This is a genomic window from Gimesia chilikensis (genome assembly GCF_008329715.1).
Taxonomy (GTDB): domain Bacteria; phylum Planctomycetota; class Planctomycetia; order Planctomycetales; family Planctomycetaceae; genus Gimesia; species Gimesia chilikensis.
Genome location: NZ_VTSR01000002.1, coordinates 106792 through 126731 on the forward strand (window position 1 = coordinate 106792; position 19940 = coordinate 126731).

General features: G+C 55.5%; 14 protein-coding genes. 3 read left to right on the forward strand and 11 right to left on the reverse strand.

The genetic code is table 11. From position 1 onward, the window contains the following. Positions 1-25 precede the first annotated feature (25 nt). The gene (locus FYZ48_RS02700; protein WP_149337281.1) at positions 26-490 is read left to right on the forward strand and encodes a hypothetical protein; all 465 of its coding nucleotides are present in this window, start codon (positions 26-28) and stop codon (positions 488-490) included. Positions 491-601: 111 nt separating this feature from the next. Here FYZ48_RS02700 and FYZ48_RS02705 read toward each other — a convergent pair whose 3' ends face one another. The 5 genes from FYZ48_RS02705 to FYZ48_RS02725 form a co-directional block, all read right to left on the reverse strand. After that, positions 602-1573, reverse strand: a complete 972-nt coding sequence (locus FYZ48_RS02705; RefSeq protein ID WP_149337283.1) for a cation diffusion facilitator family transporter — start codon at positions 1571-1573, stop codon at positions 602-604. A 166-nt stretch (positions 1574-1739) separates the two neighbouring features. Further along, positions 1740-3098, reverse strand: coding sequence for a type III glutamate--ammonia ligase (gene glnT, locus FYZ48_RS02710; protein WP_149337285.1), 1359 nt, complete (start codon positions 3096-3098; stop codon positions 1740-1742). Between the two features lie 50 nt (positions 3099-3148). Further along, entirely contained in the window at positions 3149-4504 is a 1356-nt protein-coding gene (locus FYZ48_RS02715) for an FMN-binding glutamate synthase family protein (RefSeq protein ID WP_149337287.1), read from the reverse strand. A 38-nt stretch (positions 4505-4542) separates the two neighbouring features. Next, positions 4543-5235 (reverse strand): GltB/FmdC/FwdC-like GXGXG domain-containing protein, encoded by a 693-nt coding sequence (locus FYZ48_RS02720; RefSeq protein ID WP_149337289.1) that lies wholly within the window; start codon positions 5233-5235, stop codon positions 4543-4545. Beyond that, positions 5223-6116 carry a class II glutamine amidotransferase gene (locus FYZ48_RS02725; RefSeq protein ID WP_149337439.1) on the reverse strand — a complete coding sequence of 298 codons (894 nt, stop codon included), beginning with the start codon at positions 6114-6116 and terminating at the stop codon, positions 5223-5225. Before FYZ48_RS02725 ends, FYZ48_RS02720 begins: the two co-directional genes overlap by 13 nt. Positions 6117-6361: 245 nt before the next feature. Here FYZ48_RS02725 and FYZ48_RS02730 point away from each other — a divergent pair, with 245 nt between their 5' ends. Then, entirely contained in the window at positions 6362-7117 is a 756-nt protein-coding gene (locus tag FYZ48_RS02730) for an HNH endonuclease (protein WP_149337291.1), read from the forward strand. 68 nt (positions 7118-7185) lie between these two features. Next, a complete protein-coding gene (locus FYZ48_RS02735; RefSeq protein ID WP_149337293.1) occupies positions 7186-8463 on the forward strand; it encodes a sialidase family protein in 1278 nt (425 codons plus the stop codon). 21 nt (positions 8464-8484) lie between these two features. Here the strand turns inward: FYZ48_RS02735 and FYZ48_RS02740 are convergent, their stop codons facing one another. The 6 genes from FYZ48_RS02740 to FYZ48_RS02765 form a co-directional block, all read right to left on the reverse strand. After that, the gene (locus FYZ48_RS02740) at positions 8485-9582 is read right to left on the reverse strand and encodes an alkene reductase (RefSeq protein ID WP_149337296.1); all 1098 of its coding nucleotides are present in this window, start codon (positions 9580-9582) and stop codon (positions 8485-8487) included. Between the two features lie 159 nt (positions 9583-9741). Next, positions 9742-14004 carry a M56 family metallopeptidase gene (locus FYZ48_RS02745; protein WP_149337298.1) on the reverse strand — a complete coding sequence of 1421 codons (4263 nt, stop codon included), beginning with the start codon at positions 14002-14004 and terminating at the stop codon, positions 9742-9744. A 56-nt stretch (positions 14005-14060) separates the two neighbouring features. Beyond that, a complete protein-coding gene (locus FYZ48_RS02750; protein ID WP_149337300.1) occupies positions 14061-14417 on the reverse strand; it encodes a BlaI/MecI/CopY family transcriptional regulator in 357 nt (118 codons plus the stop codon). Positions 14418-14560: 143 nt separating this feature from the next. Next, positions 14561-15370, reverse strand: a complete 810-nt coding sequence (locus FYZ48_RS02755) for a glycerophosphodiester phosphodiesterase (RefSeq protein WP_149337302.1) — start codon at positions 15368-15370, stop codon at positions 14561-14563. Between the two features lie 89 nt (positions 15371-15459). Further along, positions 15460-16935, reverse strand: coding sequence for a DUF1501 domain-containing protein (locus FYZ48_RS02760; RefSeq protein ID WP_149337304.1), 1476 nt, complete (start codon positions 16933-16935; stop codon positions 15460-15462). A 6-nt stretch (positions 16936-16941) separates the two neighbouring features. Continuing rightward, entirely contained in the window at positions 16942-19713 is a 2772-nt protein-coding gene (locus FYZ48_RS02765; protein ID WP_149337307.1) for a PSD1 and planctomycete cytochrome C domain-containing protein, read from the reverse strand. Positions 19714-19940 lie beyond the last annotated feature (227 nt).

The window sequence follows — 19940 nt, forward strand, 5'->3', positions numbered from 1 at the left end:
TATGACTTTTTGAAAGGAGAATCTCATGAAATCATTCCGAACAATGATCGCGTTATCCCTGCTGACTGTTACCGCCTTCGGCGTGCAGCAGTTGGTTGAAGCACAGCAGCCACAAGCAGAAGGGGGGCAGAGAGATCAGCTAAGGATCGCGGCCCAGCAGATCTGCCCGGTCTCGGGACAGAAACTGGGATCGCATGGAAAGCCGATCAAAGTCAAGGTTGGCAAAGAGTCGGTCTACCTCTGCTGTAAAGGTTGTCTGAAAACCAAAGTGAACCCGAAACACTGGTCGACCATTCATACCAACTATGCGAAAGCACAGGGGAAATGCCCGGTCATGAAAAAGCAACTGCCACAAAAACCAAAATGGACCATCGTTGATGGCCGCATCGTTTATGTCTGCTGCCCTCCCTGTACTAAGAAGATCGACGCTGACCCTCAAACATTTCTGAGTAAGGTCGATGCACTGTACGCGGCCAACCTGCAGAAGTAATTGATCACGGACTTCGTTCCAGATCATTGCAGAAAAGCCCGGGTGTTTCTCTATTGTAACGGGGAACTCGCGGGCTTTTTGCTGATGGAGTCACTATGATGTAAGCACGTTTCAGTGCTCGGGAATCACCCGCGTATCGTGGCACTGGTTTTCTGCTGCGTCAGCGAATTCGAATTCCAGTGTCGAGTGTTCAATCTGAAATTCGTGTACCAGCAATTCCTTGATCTGCTGTTTGATGGTCTCCATTTTCTCTGCATTCTCTTTTCGGATGACCACGTGTGCCTCCAGCGCTGTGTGCTCTTCATCCAGTTCCCACAGGTGCAGATGGTGGATTTCTTCGATGTCGGCATGCGCTTCGACGCGTTCGACCAGAGCTGGAATATCGAAGTCAGCGGGGGTTCCTTCCATCAGCATCCGCATCGCCTGCGGGAGCATCTTATAGACCTCCCAGAGAATATAACCCGAGATCAGCACGGTAATCAGCGGGTCGACCCAGTTCCAGCCGAACCAGATAATCGCCGCTGCACCGACCAGAACTGCGATACTGCCTAACGCGTCGACAATGTTATGGAAAAATGCGGCTCGGACATTTAAAGATCCCTTGCTCATCGACCACAACAGTAGTGCCGATCCGACGTCGACGACCAGGGCTAGAATCGCGGTATACGCCATCACCGAACCCATCACATGTTCCGGTTCAAAAAAACGGGAGATCCCTTCATAAACAAGGTACAGACCTACGATCGCCAGCAGCGTCAGGTTGATCAGGGCACCAATCATCTCAGCCCGGCGATAACCAAAGGTGAACCGTTCGTTGGCTTCCTTCTGGGAAATCCGTCGCGCAATGTAGGCAATCAACAGTGCGTTGGCATCGTTGAAATTGTGCGCTGCATCAGACAGCAGTGCCACACTGCCCGAATAAATTCCCGCGACCACCTGCCCGACCGTCAGTAACTGATTCAGGACGATGGCCCAGATCAGCCGCGAGCTACTTACACCCCTCAGAGAATCTGAATGTGTCAGGCCATGAGAGTGACTGGCGTGGTCCTCGCCGGCAGGTTCGTGTTCTGTTGCTTGAGTCATGATCAGCTCAGGTCGCTTCCATTCTAACAGGTGACAACGGGAGATCGTCCGCTTGATGACGATCTCTCTTCTCGTTGCACTATAACACATCCTGTTTTCAGAGAAGGACCAGAACTCGCATTCATATCGATTTTCTGCAAATCACCTTTTACAGACAGTATCGCGATCAGAAAAACGTCAGGTACTCATCAATCTCCCACTGCGTTACCTGGCGATCATAGGTTTCCCATTCCTGGGTTTTCAGTTCGATAAACTCATCGGCGATCACACCCAGGGCTCCTTGAATGACCGTGTCCTGCCGGAGTTCCTGAATCGCCTCCCATAAAGACTGAGGCAGAATCCTGATTCCCTGCTCCAGAATTTCCGCAGGCGTCTTTTCATAGAGATTGCCCAGATTCGGTTCGCCGGGATCGATCTGGTTTTCAATTCCGTCCAGGCCCGCTGCGAGGTAAGCCGCCAGCGCGAGATAAGGGTTGCATCCCGCCGAGACCGTCCGGTCTTCAAAATGCCCGGGCCCCGCGGTCCGAATCATCTGGGTGCGGTTATTATCTCCATATGACACAAACGCCGGCGTCCACGTATATCCGCTCCGGCTGGAATAGAGACCGGAGCCGAGTTGCAGCCGTTTATAGCAGTTCACAGTCGGACTCGTGACGGCACACAGGGCCGGCGCATGCTTGAGCACACCGCCAATGAAGTGATACGCCAGTTCCGAACAGCCCAGCCCCCGTTTGTCGGCAGCGTCATCAAACAGGCAGTCTCCCGTTTCCGCATCCGCAAGGTGAAAGTGAACGTGCAATCCGCTGCCCGTCCGATCCGCAAACGGTTTGGGCATGTGCGTAGCGATGGCACCATATTTCTTGGCGATCTGCGACGTTGCCATTTTGAAAAAGGTGATCCGATCCGCAGTGGTCAGCGCATCCTGGTAATCGAAATTGATCTCATATTGACCATTGCCATCTTCATGGTCGGTCTGATACACGCCCCAGCCCAGCTCATTCAACGCCGTGGTCAACTCCTGCAGATAATCCATCGCCGGTGCCATCGAGCGGAAGTCGTAACAGGGCTTGGCCAGCGAATCCACGCCATCCGGGTTCCAGGGTGACAGGCTGCCATCCGCGTTCTTTGTCACCAGGAAGTGTTCCGGTTCCATCCCCACATTGAACACATACCCTTTCTGTTTCGCTTCGGAGAGGACCCGTTTCAGATTGGTCCGCGGGCAAAATGGATACGATTCCCCATCCACGAACAGGTCCGCAGCGAAGCGGGCCGTATTCTCTTTCCAGGGGAGCGGCGTGTAGGTCGCGAGATCGATTCGGGCCAGCATGTCATGCGAACTCGGCCCCTGTCCCACGCCCCAGACCGCAGCTCCCGCGAACCCGGCCCCCGAGTCGATCATGTCATCGAAACCGGAATAGGGGACCATTTTCACTTTAGCCGAACCGTGTATGTCGACGAACTGAGCGAGCAGAAATTCGATTCCGGCGGTATTCATGCGGCTCCGGATTGCTTCACGGTCACTCATCGTGGTTCCTCATTGTCAGTTGCTGCGCCTGCGGCCCGCGTTTTGTGCGCTTAAACGGAACCAGTGCCCGGAATCCAGCTGGTTCCGGCCAGGGGGACTTTGGCCATCGCCGCTGCTTCAACAGTCAGCGCGGCCAGATCTTCTTTCTCCAGATGATGTACGTTCGACTTGCCGCAGGCCCGTGCCAGGGTCGTCAGTTCCATGTTCAGAACCTGCAGATAATTCTTGAGGCGCTTCGCCCCGACCTCCGGAATCAACCGGGGTTCGAGTTCGGGATCCTGCGTGGTAATGCCCACCGGGCACTGTCCCGTATGACAGTGATGGCAATAGCCGGGTGCCGTCCCCAGTTTTGCATAGTCCGCGGTGACGTCGACCTCTTCTCCGTCCGCCCGCTGATACGTATGATGATTGCAACCCAGCGCGACGAGCACACCCTGACCAATCGAAACCGCATCCGCCCCCAGTGCGAGCGCCTTGGCGACGTCGGCTCCCGTGCGGATGCCCCCCGAAATAATCAGTTGAACTTCACCCAGCACGTTCATATCGCTGAGTGCTTCGACCGCCAGGGGCAACGCGGCCAGTGTCGGAATGCCCGTATGCTCGATGAAGACCTGCTGCGTCGCCGCAGTCCCACCCTGCATCCCGTCAATCACCACCACATCCGCGCCCGCTTTGACCGCCAGCTTCACGTCCTCCCGCACTCGCGTCGCGCCCATCTTGACGTACACCGGAATCTTCCAGTCGGTGATCTCCCGCAGCTCTTCGATTTTGATTTTCAGATCATCGGGCCCCGTCCAGTCCGGATGCCGACAGGCCGACCGCTGATCAATCCCTTCGGGCAGCGTCCGCATCTGAGCCACGCGGGGAGAAACCTTCTGCCCCAGCAGCATCCCCCCGCCTCCGGGTTTCGCACCCTGTCCGAGCACCATCTCAATTGCATCCGCTTTTCGCAGATCATTGGGATTGAACCCGTAACGCGAAGGCAGACACTGATAGACTAAAGTTTTCGACGATTCCCGCTCTTCCGGCGTCATTCCGCCGTCGCCCGTCGTCGTGGATGTTCCCATCTGCGTCGCCGCCTGACCCAACGCTTCTTTCACATTCGCAGAGAGCGAGCCAAAGCTCATCCCGGCAATGGTGATCGGAATCTCCAGCTCGATTGGCTGCTTCGCATATCGCGTGCCCAGCACCGTTTTCGATTCGCATTTCTCTCGGTAACCTTCCAGCGGATACCGCGACGCGGACGCGGAGAGAAAAATCAGATCGTCGAAGCTGGGCACACGCCGTTTCGCACCCATGCCGCGGATCTCGTACAGCCCGTACTCAGCGGCCTGCCGGATATAGGAGAGGGAATGCTCGTTGAAACTGGCACTCTCTTCGCGTTGAATCGACTTGTCCGAACTCACACTTGCTCTCCGCTGCTGATTTCGTTGCAGTACGTTATTTAATATTCCTGATGGGCGTCCGCATTCCAGTGATACAGACTGCGGGCCGAACTGACCCGTTTAAATTCGCGGGCGTCAAAATTCATCTCTGCCCGGGACAGCAGTTCTGCGACCTTTTCAAAATCGTCTACCTGCATCTCTTCTTCTCGGGCGTCGGCACCAAAACTGTGAATGGACCCGCGGACGTAGATCGTCGCTTCATACAGCGAATCACCCAGGTTCGGGCCGGCGTCTCCACAGACCACCAGCGTCCCCGCCTGTGCCATGAAGGCAGAGAAGTGACCGACACTCCCCCCGACCACAATCTCAGTCCCTTTCAGCGAAATGCCGCAACGGGAAGAGGCGTCCCCTTCAATCACCAGGAGCCCGCCATGTCCCGAAGCCCCCGCACATTCAGACGCATGTCCTTTCACGTGGACCACGCCCGACATCATGTTCTCCGCCACACTCCAGCCGACGTTTCCGTGAATCGTCACCCGAGCCCGCTGATTCATTCCCGCGATGAAATAGCCCGCGTGCCCCAGGATATCGATATCCACTTCCGTATCCAGGCCGGCGGCAATGCTGTGCAGACCGTCGGGGTTCAGGATCTCCACCCGCGCCGGGCGTTCTTCCAGCAGTTCCCCATGCAGGTACTCGTTGACCTGGCGGACACTCAAGTCGGTTAAATCAAGCTGTTTCAGACTGACCATGAATAAATCTGTTCCGGAGCCGGCTCATACACGTGAGCATGTTTAATATCAGGCAGGTGTGCCAGGGAACGAAATTCCGAACTGACGGCGACATAATCGTCCGTCTCCGCCACCACCGCAGGCTTGCAGGCAAAGGCATCCCGCACGAGCACCAGCTTGTCAGCGGTTGCCATCAGGAAGGTATAAAAGCCGTCCAGTTCCGACTGGGCGACTTCGATGGCGGTCTCCAGTGTATCCCCTTCCCGCATCCGCCATTCCAGAAAACGACAGCCCGCTTCCGTATCGTTATCCGTTTCAAAGGCGATTCCCAGGCTCTCCAGCTTCCTCCGCACACTGTAGGGGTTCGACAGCGAACCGTTATGCACCAGGCAGAAATCCTCACCGGCCGTAAAGGGATGTGCATGAGCCGGCGAGACCGCTGATTCGGTCGCCATCCGAGTATGGCCGACAACGTGTGTGCCCACCATTTCGGTAAAGTGGAACCGCCGGGCAATCTCTTCGGGATGCCCTTCGTCTTTGAAGATTTCAATCGCGTGACCTGTCGAGAGCAGATGCACTTCGGGAAAGATCGAGGTCAGCCAGGGTTTAAAGATGTCCGGCTGGAGCTCGCTGATGAGCGACGCATGATTTTCGAGAGCGGCGACCGGCGCGGGCAGTCCCAGTTCCTGCTGACAGGATTCAGCCAGCGCCTGCCAGTCAAATTTGCGATCGCGGGTGGAGAGTGCAAACCGTCGGGAGGCTGGGAGTGGACGGTGAAACAGAGCCAGGCCTGCGGAGTCAGGTCCGCGGGTCGCCATGCATTCCAGCATGGGAGTGACGAGTTGTCCCAGACGTTCGCGATCAGCGTCGCGCCTGGCCAAAAAACCGACGATGCCACACACGGACAACAACCCCGGCAAGAGCTCATTTCATGCGAGCGAAACACGAAATGTCAGATAGAAACCGTTCAGGCTTTCCACCCCCGAAGATACCAGACCCGCCCCCCGGAACCAACTGAACCGTGAGTGATTTGTGATTTTTTTGGGTGGAGGTGGATTGAACGGGAAATAGACTTGTCCCGGTATGGTTTAAGAGTTCAACTATACAGTCAACAGACCAAAGCAACACCCCCCGGATTTAATCTGACATGGCACGCAACTGGACTCGTGAAGAACTGATTCTGGCAATGAGCCTGTATTGCCGCTTACCATTCGGGAAGTATCATAATCGTAATCAAGATGTGATTAAGTTGGCTCAGTCTATTGGTCGATCAGCCTCCAGTGTTGCCATGAAACTGAGTAACCTGGCTTCTCTTGATCCCTATCATCAGGAGCGGGGTGTCAAAGGACTCTCAGGAGCGTCTAACGCGGACCGCGCGATCTGGCAGGAATTCCACTCTGACTGGGAAGGCCTGGCTAATGAGAGTCAGCGCCTGGAACAAGAGTTGAATCTTATTCCGGAAGAGCCTGCCGAGGAAGTGGTCCAATTCGAGGGAGAAACCGAATCTACGCGTGTGACCAAAGTGCGGCGTGCACAACGTTTCTTCCGTTCAACGGTCCTGGCATCTTACGACTACCGATGCTGTGTGACGCAACTCGAGATCAAGGACCTTTTGATAGCGAGTCACATCATTCCCTGGAGTGAAGATCCTGCGAAACGAGCCGACCCCCACAATGGTCTTTTTCTGAATTCTCTCCACGATAAAGCCTTCGATCGCGGTCTGATGACATTGGATGAGGACTATCGTCTGGTTTATTCGCAGCAGATTCGTGATGCCTGCACAGGAGAAGCCATGAACCGCTTCTTTAAACCGTATGAGGGCCAACACATTTATTTCCCATCGCGTTTCCGTCCGGACCAGGAAGCACTTCAAAGACATCGAAATCAAATCTTTGTTGCATAAGCCTGTTTTCTGCGCCATGATAAGGGTTACAGCACTAATCAGATTCTCTGTCATCAGAAAGCCCACCCATGCCTCTCAACCGTCGTGATTTCCTCCACACTTCTCTCTGTTCTCTGGCTGCGGCTTCTGCTGCGGCTTCTGCTGCGGGGACAGCTTCATTGCAGGCTGCGGACTCAAAGCCCCTGATCGGCTCCATTTCGAAAGAAACGCTCTTTCGCAATCGCGATGGGGCCGGCGTCACCTGGTTTCATCCGCGGGGATGTATGATTCCCGGGGCCGAGGGGAATGCGACGTTTCTGTTGAACCTGCAGGAGATTGGCGGCTCCGATTACTTCGGGCAGGTGCACTGGACTGAATCAACGGACAAGGGCAAGAGCTGGAAAGAGCCGGCACCCATTTCCGCACTCGGTCGGGATCCGGTCAAGGAGCATCCCGGTCTTAAAGCGGGCGTCTGTGATGTGACGCCGCAGTATCATCCGCAGACCGGAACTGTGCTCGCGTTGGGGCATGTCGTCTTCTATCGCGGTCCCCACTTTGCCCGCGGCGATCAGCTGGCACGCTACCCTGTCTACGTCACGCGAGACAAAGACGGCCAGTGGTCAGAACGTAAGATCCTGCAGTGGGATGATCCCCGCGGTGCCGAGATCTATACCAATAATTGTGGACAGCGACTCGTGATGCCCGACGGCGATATCCTGATGTCCTTCACCTTCGGCGCAGGCAAACAGCCCCGCATGGTGGCTGGCGTACGCTGTGCCTTTGACGGCACGACACTCAAGATTCGTGAAGTCGGTCCGCCCCTGGAGAACAAAGTCGGCCGGGGTCTGCTCGAACCGTCCATCGCCCGCTTTGATAATCAATACTTCATGACGATTCGCGCCGAAGACGGACACGGCTACGTTGCGGTCAGCCCGGATGGTTTGAATTATCAGCGAAAGACCGCCTGGGCGTTTGACGACGGTACGCCGATCGGCATGTCCACCACGCAGCAGCACTGGCTCACACATTCCGACGGACTGTTCCTGGTCTACACCCGTAAAGATGAGACAAACAAAAACATCATCCGCTGGCGATCTCCACTCTGGGTGGCCCAGGTTGATCCGGAAAAGCTCTGCCTGATCCGCGACACCGAACGTGTCGCCCTGCCGCTCGTCGGGGACGGCGTGAACGATCCCAACAATGTCGCGCTGATGGGGAACTTCGACGTCACCAACATTAGCCCGGACGAATCGTGTGTGACCGTCGGTGAATGGATGCCGCGGAACAAGGCCAAAGGCGATCTGCTGCTGGGACGCATCCAATGGAATCAGCCCAACCGCAGCGTGCCGGACTTTGTGAAATCCTGAGTCCCTGTTGAGATTCCCGTTTCAGGAAGCGCTGCTTTCCGCCAGTGAAGGATAGTCGACATAGCCCTCTGGACCCGCAGAGTAGTACGTGTTCGGATCGGGATCATTCAGGCTGGCGTCGGTCCGCAATCGCTCCGGCAGATCGGGATTGGCGATGAACTTCTGGCCAAAAGCGATGGCATCCGCCTCCCCTTTTTCGATGGCCTCTGTCGCAGAAACACTGTCATATCCGCCGTTCGTGATCAACACTCCCTGGTAAACCTCGCGGATAACGGGAGTCACACGCGGTACATCTGGATTATAGAGCCGCCCCGGCTGAATGGCTTCAGCGGTATGGACGTAGGCCAGCCCATATTGATTCAGTGCCTCAGCAACCTGAGAGTATAAGGCGATCGGATCGCTGTCCTCCATGCCTTTATCGTTCATTGTTGGACTGAGCCGTAACCCGGTTCGGTCTGCAGACCAGGCCTCGACCACCGCTTCAATCACTCCTTGCAGAAAACGCATGCGGTTCTCTATGGAGCCCCCAAATTCGTCGGTCCGCTGGTTCGAAGAATCACGCAGGAACTGATCGATCAGGTAACCGTTTGCGCCATGAATCTCCACACCATCAAAGCCTGCGGAACGCGCCCGTCTGGTGGCGGTAGCATAGTCTTCATAGATGGCGTCGATTTCTGAAAAGCTCAACTCACGTGGCACAACATAAGGCTGCTTTCCCGTTGGTGTGTGGGCATCCCCCTGAACTGCGATCGGGCTGGGGGCGACTGGCAACTGACCGTTGTGATAATCGGGATGCGACTGCCGTCCCATGTGCCAGAGTTGCAGGAAGATCCGACCACCGGCGGCATGCACTGCACTGGTGACTTCGCGCCAGCCAGCTTCCTGTTCGTTGGTGTACAACGCAGGGGCACCGTGCCAGCCGTAACCCTGGGCACTGATGGCGGTCGCTTCAGAAATAATCAGACCGGCAGAGGCCCGTTGCGTGTAATACTCAACCATTAACGGGTTGGGAACACGGTCTGTGGCCCGAGCCCGTGTGAGCGGTGCCATGAGAATCCGGTTGGGTAGAGTCAACGCGCCTACAGTAAGTGGCTGAAACAAAACCTCGTAATCGCTCATGATATTCCCCTCGCAAAAAGTCCATGCTGCGGCTGTTTCAGAGAGACATCTAAAGTATCAGCCGCTCTTTCTCTTCGTGGGGAATGCTATGCACGCATAGTTTACGTGTCAACTATATTGTTCGGGAATTAATATTGGCCCTGTGTATCAATCCGCTGACTATTCCAACAGTTCCACCCGCCAGATCAGCCGTTGCTGTTTCTGAGTGGTTGCGCGGTTAAACAGATCCAGTTCTGTTTTTCCTGTGCGGGAGATCGGGACACCTGCAACCGATGGTACGTCGGCGACGGGGACACGGGGCACCATCAATGACTCTTTCGTCGAATCATCAATCCACAGATTTGCTGCTGACTGGCTCTCTTCTTTCTCATCGTCAGCTAGTTGCAGTTGCAGATTATGCTGACCGGCAGGCAGTTCCCGGGTGAAATACTCTGTCTCGACCGGCTTCTCCCCGGATTCATCCATAGAGAACAACCTCACTCTGGCAGTCTGACCTTTCGGAATGACGCAATTCCAGGCATGCCAGTTTTTATAGGCACGACGACCACCGGCTACAATCAGTTCGCCGGGTTCCACTTCAAGCGGTTTGAACTGGTGCGAGTTCTGGAGGTCAACCTTGTAGAGAGGTTTATCGTCCACACTTTCCTGAACCGGCGCAATGAACTGATCGCGAACACCATCCCAGAACAGCTTCCGTGGTGTCAGGGTCCCATTGGGCAACACGCCGCAGACAAGATGTTCCAGATCTTTCCCATTAAATTTCAAATCGAGATAACCAAATTCTGCCAGTGGTTTTGAGGGCCCGGGCTTGCCACTCCAGCCGGTTGCATTCGCATAGCCATAAAAGGTAAGCGCTGGTTTGTCTTCCTTACCGAGTTGGTACCAGCGCTGGATGTATTCAAAGGGACCGTGCGGTTCAAACGCAGAGGTCGAGATAAAATAATCGTCGGTCCCACCCAGGTTAGAGAGCATCAGGTTATTGTAACTGCCGCTGGAAGATGCCCAGCCACCCAGCGTTCGGATCAGTGTACCTTCCGGATTAAAAATAAACGCTGCCTGGGGAGGAAATCGTTGTTTCGGTTTCACGTCCCAGCTGGCACCACGGGGACGGACTTCACAGAGCACAACCACACGCTCACCCTGGTCAGTGGGAAGCGTCGTAATGGGAACCCGTTCCGATCTTCTGCTGCTGTCAGTTCCTACCAGGTTCCACTTGCTCGAAAAATTTAGCGGTGTGGCCGCATCGAAGTCGTTCAAAGAGAGCAACTGCTTCAACACGATCAGGGACGCTTGTTTCTGCAACTGTTGAATCAATACTTGCGGGGAGTTGCTCAACAGTTCCGAAGACTGCAGGTAATCGACCGCAACATCATAGAACGCATATTTCTCTTTTGGCTTTTCATCTGAGACGGTCAGCACCACCACCCGTCCGTCGGCTTCGCGTGGAATAATCAGACGCTTGCGTTGCACATACGCGTCCTGCCCTTTCTGTTCGATGCGTCCCTGTATCGTAATCCGCAGACGGGAAACCGCTTCTCCATTCACTTCCAGGGGAACACGTAGCTGTACGTTGCCGTCCTTATCCGATTCCCCTGTCGCCAGGGGGCCAAACCGCTGTGAAGCCCAGAGTTGCCAGTCGTCGGGGGCATTTTCAAATGCAATCTCGCTGACGGTAATTTTGATATCGGATACCGGTTCCGCATGACGATTGACAACCATTATTTTTCGAGGCGAACTGGGTACATACTTCTCCATGGTAATTGTGCGCCGCAGCGTCTGACCACCTGCCAGATCAATCAGCGCATAGCGTGAAGGATCGTCGAGGGAAGAGGTTGGATAGACGGGCATCTGATAACCGTCGGCGGTAACTTTGTACGACTCCCGATCGTCGGCGGGCAGATTTCGGACCCGGGCGATACCCTCTGCATCGGTTTTGACGCGCAGAAAGGTCTCTTGTGCCCACTCTAAGCGCTGCTTACGTGCCTCCTTATCAGGAGCGATGATTTGGTTTGCCATCGACCAGACTTCCGTGGCAGGAATAAACAGCTTCCCTCCAAAAAACAGCCCGTTGGGATTGAATTTGACTTCGGCGCCTTCGATGGGCTGGCCGATGGGGTCGACCACTTTGACATCCAGGGAAGTGGTTGGCGTGCAGGGAAGTTCCACTTCCGTCTTATACAGTCCCTGCGTGAGCGGAAACAGGTGCGGCCAGAAGGCATCGTGTCGTTCGAAGGCATTGTCGAGGACGGAAGCTTTCCCGGCGTCATGCAGCTTCAGGTAATTTTTCAATTCCTCGGGCGTTGGTCGCGTCGACTGATAACCATCAACCAGGGCGAAGAGCTGTACGTGCCCCCCGGTCGGCAGGGAATCGAATTCAAACGTCCCATCTTCTTTGACGGGCGCAGTCTGCTGCCAGGTCCAGCCACCGACGATCTTGTGATCGAGTCCTTCATCTATGTAAAGTTCCACACACCCGTTATTAATGGGCCGCGGCACCGAGTCGTCCAGGCGACCTTCCAGACGGATGCCCGGTTCCAGAATCGCCACGATGGTCCCGTCTTTTTCCACCTGTTTCGGGTTGGTTACATCAATCAGATGACTGAACAGAACGGGGCCCTCTTCTTTTCTCGCTACTACACGCATCCAGCGGCGGTCCAGTTTGACAACTGGAGAAGTAAAGTAACCGAGCCGCCGGGCATCCTGTTTGAACTCACGTCCGATCACACGATTGTTTTCCAGCAGGGGGTAGGCCTCGGGCAGCAGCTGGCCTTGAGTATCGACCGCTTTCACACGAATGATGCGTCCCGGCTGCAGAACCAGCTTCGGGTTGCCGTTGAGCGAATATTGCGTGCCCGCTTTGGCATAGCCTTCAGCCTCGGCGGAGATCTGTGCCCGGGCGGCTCCCTCCGGAACCTGAATTGTGACCTCCCCCTTCTGATTCGTAATGGGAGGATTGATCGTGATTTTCCCCAGCATGTCTCCTTCATTATCTTCCCACCAGCCGACACGGACCTTGGCGCCGGCAATGGGGCGATCCTGTTCGTCGACAACCGTCACGATTTTTGGCGATGTCTGCTTCAGGTTAATATCGGGTTTCCCCGGTTTTCTCACCTTGCGGACAGCCGGTTTCGTTTTCTCGGCCTCGGGTTTATCTGTGTTCTCTTTCGGTTCTGCCTGCTTTTCTTTCTGAGAGGGATCCGGCTTTTGAGCAAGCACCTGCGGACTGAAGTGAACCGTCGCTACAACGACGGCAGAGAGTAACGCGAGCAGGCCACATCCATACCGCCAGGCAAGCGGAAGACGATCGACGGCAGCCGGGCGTTCGAGCCACTTGAGACGCTGCAGCATTTGTGAACGGTCCGCCATCGCCAGCGCAGCCAGACGGGATTCCGCTCCCTGTCTCCGCAGAGCCCAGTGGGCCAGCAGACGCCGGTATTCACTGAGACTGCTGATGGCATCAGCGGCCTGCGCGTCTGATAAATGCTCACAGGCCAGGCGATGCCGATGCGGCAGTCTCCAGACCAGTGGATGAAACCAGTAGACCGCCTGTGTCAGATGGGTGACCAGATTCCAGAACACATCCCGGCCGGCAACATGCGCGAGTTCATGCATCAGGATGGCCGACTGTTCCTCAGCCGACAGTGTTTCAAACCATGTGCGGGGGAGATAGATTACCGGCCGAAAGACGCCTGCAGTACAAGGGCTTTCGATCTCAGTTGAGTACCGCACCCGGGGTGTGCCTCTCATACTGAAGCGGTCTGCCAGCGACTGACACTGTTGCTGTATGTGATCGGGGACCAGCTCAGATTGTTTGCGCAGAACGGCTGCCCGGCGTACCTGCCAGGTGAGTCTGATTAAGAGAACCATCATGCCAGCTAACCAGATCAGGGTGATTAAAGTACTTTTTGACAAGGAAGATTCATCTGTTGCTGGTTGAGTACGAATGGTCGCAACTGGTGAGATCGGATGAGTTTCAGAAGTCACCTCGTCTGATTCCACATTGCCGGCGGGCGTCGTTTTCGAGGATGTCGCGATCTCCGGTTCCTGATCCAGGGGCAGCGGAATGCTGTGATCCGGCGGAGGTGTTTCTTGCGGTACGAAGGGAGTTGTTTGTGTTTCCTCTGTCAGGGTTTTTGGAACGGATTCGGTCTGAGCAGTGAGAGAGGGAGGCTGCATGTCGGGAGTACTCTCGACAACGGTACTTGTCATCTCTGCTTCCACGGGGGGTAAGATCTCCAGCCCCAGTGGTGGTAATACATAACAGACCAGCGGAAACAGCAGGCAGACAACAGACAGAAAGCGGGTCCACAAAACGGACCAGCGCGGATTGACTGCGGAAAGCGAGTACAGAAGCAGCCACCCTACTGCCAGCAGCAGAGTCAGGCGGATCAAAGTGTTTTGCAGTAGCTCAGATATATCCATCGCAGATCCTTTCGAAGTGGGAATCTGTGGTCTGTTTCAGTGTAGCAGATCGTCGCTTACTTTTCGCCGCGGGCAATTTTCTTGAGCTGTTTGAGCTCCTCGGGGCTCAGGCGTTCCTTCTCAGCCAGCTCCATCAACAGCTGCCCGGTCGAGCCGCCAGTAAAGACTTCCGCCAGCCGACGGACCATCTGTCGCAGGTGTGTTTCCCGCTTGAGCTTTGGGGCATACAGGTACGCCCGGCCTTCGCGCTGGCGCGAGAGCATACCCCGCTCAACCATGCCCACCAGCACGCTGCGCAAAGTGCCGTTATCGATTTCCCAGCCGAAGGACTCCTGGATTTCACCCGGCTTTTGCGGCGCTTTGTTCCACAACAGGCGCAGAACCTCCAGCTCATTCTGATTGGGCTGTTCCATTTAACACTCTCCCATGACGGAACATCAAAAAATCAAACTGAACTGTGATTGTTTCACAGTTCATACGGGAGTGCAAGGAGAAAGTGTGGAAAGTTCACATAATGAGAAGAGAGTGCGAGGTGAACTTGTTTCAGAGGCAGGAGTTACTGATTTTTCAATCCCAACAGCAGGCTGGGATCGTCGGTATAAATGCGTTCGACGCCCTGCTGGAGCAGTTGCTGCATTAAATCGGGATCGTTGACAGTCCAGGCACCCGGCTCGAGGCCTGCGGCTTTAATCTGCTGGACCTTTTCAGTTGTAATCCCGCTGTAATGTAGGACCAGGGCTTCAAAGCCGTGTTGCCTGGCAATCTTGATGTCGGCTGCGATATCCGAATCCGCACCACGATCCCAGAAGACGGGGATCTCGGGAGCCAGTTGTTTGACCTGGGTCATAAAATTCAGGTTCCCGTCATTAAAACCGACCCAGGGTTCCATCTTCAGACGTTTGACCAGCGCGACCGCCTCTTTAACACAGTCGGCCTTAGGCTGCAGCGAAACACGTGTTTTGTGCTGTTGCTTGACGAGCAGCAGTACTTCTTCGAGCAACGGCATCTGTTGGGGTGGGCATTCTGTTTTGGTCAGCTGCTTTCTGCGTCGGAAGTCGGTAGCGACGTCAATCGTTTTCAATTCTGCATATGTGGAATCGGCCACGTCCCGGTTCTGATCACCCACCCGCTTCGTGGTCTTGTCATGTGTGACAACCAGCTTGCCGTCCCTCGTGAGAAAAATGTCGAGTTCCAGCCAGTCTGCACCCGCTAAGATTCCACTTTCAAAGGCGGGGATGGTATTTTCCGGCCAGGCAACGGAATTGCCGCGGTGGGCGGTGACCCCGTTGTTTAAAAAGGAATGTTCCTCAGCAGGAAGTACCGTCAGCAGATTGAGAGTGAACAGCAGGGCGCATACAAATTTCATCAGTTGAGACTCCAGAATAAAGGCCAGGACTCATGCTAGCGGGCCCCAGTGAAGATCTCAAGAAGAGCAGATGAAATTCAGCGATGCGGTCAGGCGATGATATCGTGGACGACATTCGTTTCGAACTGATGCGTCAGCCGTTCGCCCAGGCCGTTGCGCTGGTAGACCAGTCTTTCATGATCCATGCCCAACAGGTGCAGAATCGTCGCGTGCCAGTCCTGGATGCTGACGCGGTTTTCTACGGAAGCGTAGCCGACTTCATCGGTGCTGCCATAAACCAGCCCCCGTTTGACTCCGCCCCCCGCCATCCAGGCAGAGAAACCGTAGGGACCATGATCGCGGCCGGCGAGTTTCATCTGGGCGTTGTTGGTGATCTGGGCCGTCGGCAGACGTCCGAACTCACCACCCCAGAGGACCAGCGTCGAATCGAGCAGTCCCCGCTGACGCAGGTCTTTGAGCAGTCCCGCGACAGGCAGGTCGGTCTGGCCACAGGCACTCTGCAAGGAATTTGCAATCTTGGAGTGGTTGTCCCAGAGTTGTGTCCGGGTATAAAGCTGAACGAAGCGAACTCCCTTCTCTACCAGCCGTCGGGCCAGCAGGCAGCGTCTGCCGAAACTTTCGGTCTCTTGCTGATCGATGCCATACATGGCCAGGGTTTCCTGCGTCTCCTGTGCCAGGTCGAGTGTCTCGGTCGCTTCGAGCTGCATATTGGCAGCCATCTCATAATTCTGAATGCGGGCTTCCAGCTCCTGTTGACCGGGGCGTTGTTTCTGATGCATGCGGTCGAGTTGTTTGAGCAGCTGTTGCTTGTTGCGACTGACCTGCTCGGCGTGAGCGTAATCGGGAGCCAGGTTCAATAGCGGAGAGCCCGTCGATTTCATTCGCGTTCCCTGGTAGAGGGGCGAAAGGTAACCCGACATCCAGTTATCCACGTTGTTGACAGGCAGTCGATTGGTGGGATCAGCGAGTACCACGTAAGCGGGTAGATTCTGATTTTCATTCCCCAACCCGTAGGTAACCCACGAGCCGAGCACCGGATGCCCGGGAAACGTCTGGCCGGACTGCATTTTATAAATGGCCGGTTCGTGGTTGGGATGCACGTTATACATTGAGCGGACAATCGTCATCTCGTCCACTTCCTGCGCAATGTTCGGCAGCGCATTGGAAACCCAGGCTCCCGACTTGCCGTGCCGCTTGAATTCAAACGGGCTCTGCATCAGTTTCCCGGTGCGGTCGGTTTCGAATACTGCGTTGCCGGTAAGTTCGCGGGGAGCGGTCTGTCCGTGATATTTCTTCAAGGCGGGCTTGGGATCGAACAAGTCAACCTGGCTGGGGCCTCCCTGCATACAGAGATGAATGACTGACGTGGCGCGGGGAGTGAAATGCGGACGACGCGGCTGCAGGTTCTCTGGAAGATTCTGAGCGCGATGTGTATCTGCTCCGAAGGCCTGCTGCCCCAACAGAGAAGACAGCGCAACGCCACACAGACCGTCTGTCATGCGATCAAAAAAGCGACGACGGGAAAGTTCAGTCAGCAGTTCATTTTGTAGCGGGGGAACGGTCATGACTTCTCAGTCGATGTAAAGAAATTCGGCGGAGTTGAGCAACACGTGGCAGTATTCAGTAAATCCATCAGCAGGACGGGAATCCTGTTGGGAATCATTTTTTGCAGGCGGATTCAGTAACTTCAGCGAGTCGAGGGCCAGCGCGAGTTCTGTCTCAGCAGGGGGACGCTGGTAGGCCAACTGGTAAGCCAGCTTAATCTGTTGAGCGGGATCGTCTCCCGCCTGCTTCCGGACTCGATTAGCAAAGTAGACCGCCAGTTCGTGTACCATATTATTATTGACCAGCAGCAGGGGCTGGGAAACGACGTTGGAAATTTTACGTTCGGTGCAGTTCGGGTTCATTTGGGGCAGGTCGAACACTTCCAGGAAGGTCGGCATTTCTTTTCGGCGGTGACGGACATAAACGCTGCGTCGCCAGCCGTCCTCACTCCGCTTCGCGGTGACCAGTCCATCTTTCCGGACTTCCACAGCGACCGGCTGACCATATTTCGTCTCGTCGAGTTCGCCGGCAGTGAAGATCAGAGCGTCGCGCAGTTCCTCTGCTTCGAGTCGTCTGAGTGACATACGGGAAAGCAGTTCGTTTTCCGGATCCAGTTTCTCCAGTTCCGGCGTGACTGAAGATGACTGACGGTAGGCACGCGAGGTCATGATCAGGCGATGCAGTTTTTTGAACTGCCAGCCCTGTTGCACGAATTCAACCGCCAGCCAGTCCAGCAGTTCGGGATGGCTGGGAGGTGTGCCCAGGGCGCCAAAGTTGTCGATACTCTTCACCAGACCGGTACCAAAATGTTTGTGCCAGATGCGATTCACAATCACCCGGGAAGTCAGCGGATGGTCGGGCTGCGTCAACCAGCGGGCAAACGCCAGTCTGCGTCCGGTTTTCTCTTCGGTCTGTAACGAAGGATCAATGCGATAAGGCGAGATGCCCTCAGCGATCGCGGACGGCGGCCCCGGTTCCACAGGACGGGTGGGCTGCATCTCGTCGCCACGGCGATAGATATAGGTCGGCGAAGGACGCCCCCGGTCCCAGAGGGCCCGGATCATTTCCGGGGTTTTGAGAGAGGCTTTCAGGTCCTTGAGCTGTTTGTCGAGCTTCTTCTTTTCCGCCTTGTCCAGTTTCTTGTCTTTGAGTTTCGATTCGACGTCTGCAATTTGGGCTTCGATCGGAGCATTATGCTGATCGATGGCGGCCTGTTCTTCCTTGGGGACCAGGGTCAACAGACGACTGCGGGCCCGTTTCCATTGATTGCTGAAAGGCTGTGGTGTCATCCAGTCGTACTCGTCGTAGGCTCCCTTAAAGATTGCCATGGAACGATAATAGTCGCGCTGCGGAATCGGATCGTATTTATGACTGTGACAGCGGGCACAATTCATCGTCAGGCCCAGCACACTGCGGTACAGTACGTCGAGTTCATCCGAGATGACCTCCAGACGGTCAGTCACACGATTCACCGGGTTGGCTGAGGTCCCATCGGGCGCCATTCTTAGAAAGCCGGTCGCCACCAGCTTTTCAATCAGTTCGGGAGTGACTTCGGCGGCGTGTTGATGATCGACCAGTTCATCGCCGGCCAGTTGTTCGGTGAGGAAGACATCGTAAGGCTTGTCTTCACCAAAAGACTGAATCACATAATCCCGGTAGCGATACGCGTATTTGCGGATCAGGTCGGCACTCCGTTTTCCTTCGGAATCCGCGTAGCCGGCCAGGTCGAGCCAGAACTGCCCCCACTTCTCGCCATAACGGGGAGAATCGAGCAGACGATCGACCAGTTTTTCATAGGCGTCCGCACTTTCATCCGCGAGAAATGCCTGTACTTCAGCTTGTGTGGGAGGCAGTCCTGTTAAGGCATAGGTTGCGCGGCGGATCAAAGTCCGCTTGTCTGCCTCGGGGGCATAGGAGAGGTCAGCTGCTTCCAGTTTGCGGAGCAGGAAGGCATCGATCGGATTTTTCACCAGTGTCTGATGTTTGACTGCGGGCGGAGTGACCTGCTGGGGAGGCTGGAATGACCAGAACTGACGATCCTCGGTTGTGACCAGTGGGTCCTGGTCGAGGCGAAACGGTTCGCTGTTGTCATCTTCATGCAGGCCTTCGGTGATCCAGGTTTTCACCGTTTCCAGTTCCGCGGCGGGCATCGGTTCGATTCCGGCGCGGCTGATTTCCGCTTTGGGGGGGCAGGTCTTCTTTACAATATATTTGACCAACGGGCTTTCGTCGGGCTGACCTGTGATGACCGCAGGTCCCGCGTTTCCGCCGGTCAGCATCGCTGCCTTGGTTCGCAGGTCGAGTCCCCCTTCCTGGTACTCCGGGCCGTGGCACATCACACAACGGCGATAGAGGATCGGAATCACATCGTGCTGCGAGATTTGGGTTTCCGCGACAGACTGGGGCGCTGCTTTGAACTTGAGTCCGCCTCTGATCCACAGGCGTACGGTTTCGATTTCGGCTTTCGAAAGGGGCATCTCACCTTCCGGGGGCATCAGCTCTTCGTGCAGATAATCATAGAGCAGACTCTCTTCCGGTTGCCCCGCGACGAGCCCTGCTCCTGATTCGCCTCCCTTGAGCAGGCCGGCGGTTGAGCTCAGATCGAATTCCGCTTTGCGGTTTTTCTCACTGTGGCATTTGATGCAGTGTTTCTGAAAGATCGGCAGGACGCTGTCTTCGTAAACAACGGATTTTTGTTCAGCGGGGGAGTCTGCAGCGTGACTGACGGTGGTGAAGTGCAGGCAGACAATCAGACAGTTGCACAGCAGGCCGGTGATGGTACGACGGGAAACGACCATTGCTGAAGGTTTCTCGCGATTAGAGGCAGGCGTTGATGGAGGATGACAATCGGGTCTGATTGTCCGTATGACTCAAGCTGGTAGTCACTCCCGTTCTGCGCGCGTCCAGAACTCAGGAAGGAACATAATTATAACAGTTTATATGTCGGTTCTGTCAAGCACTAACCCCGACGATTCCTGTTTCGGCTGGTTCTGCTTGACTGGGCTGCCTGAGCGGTCCGATGTGA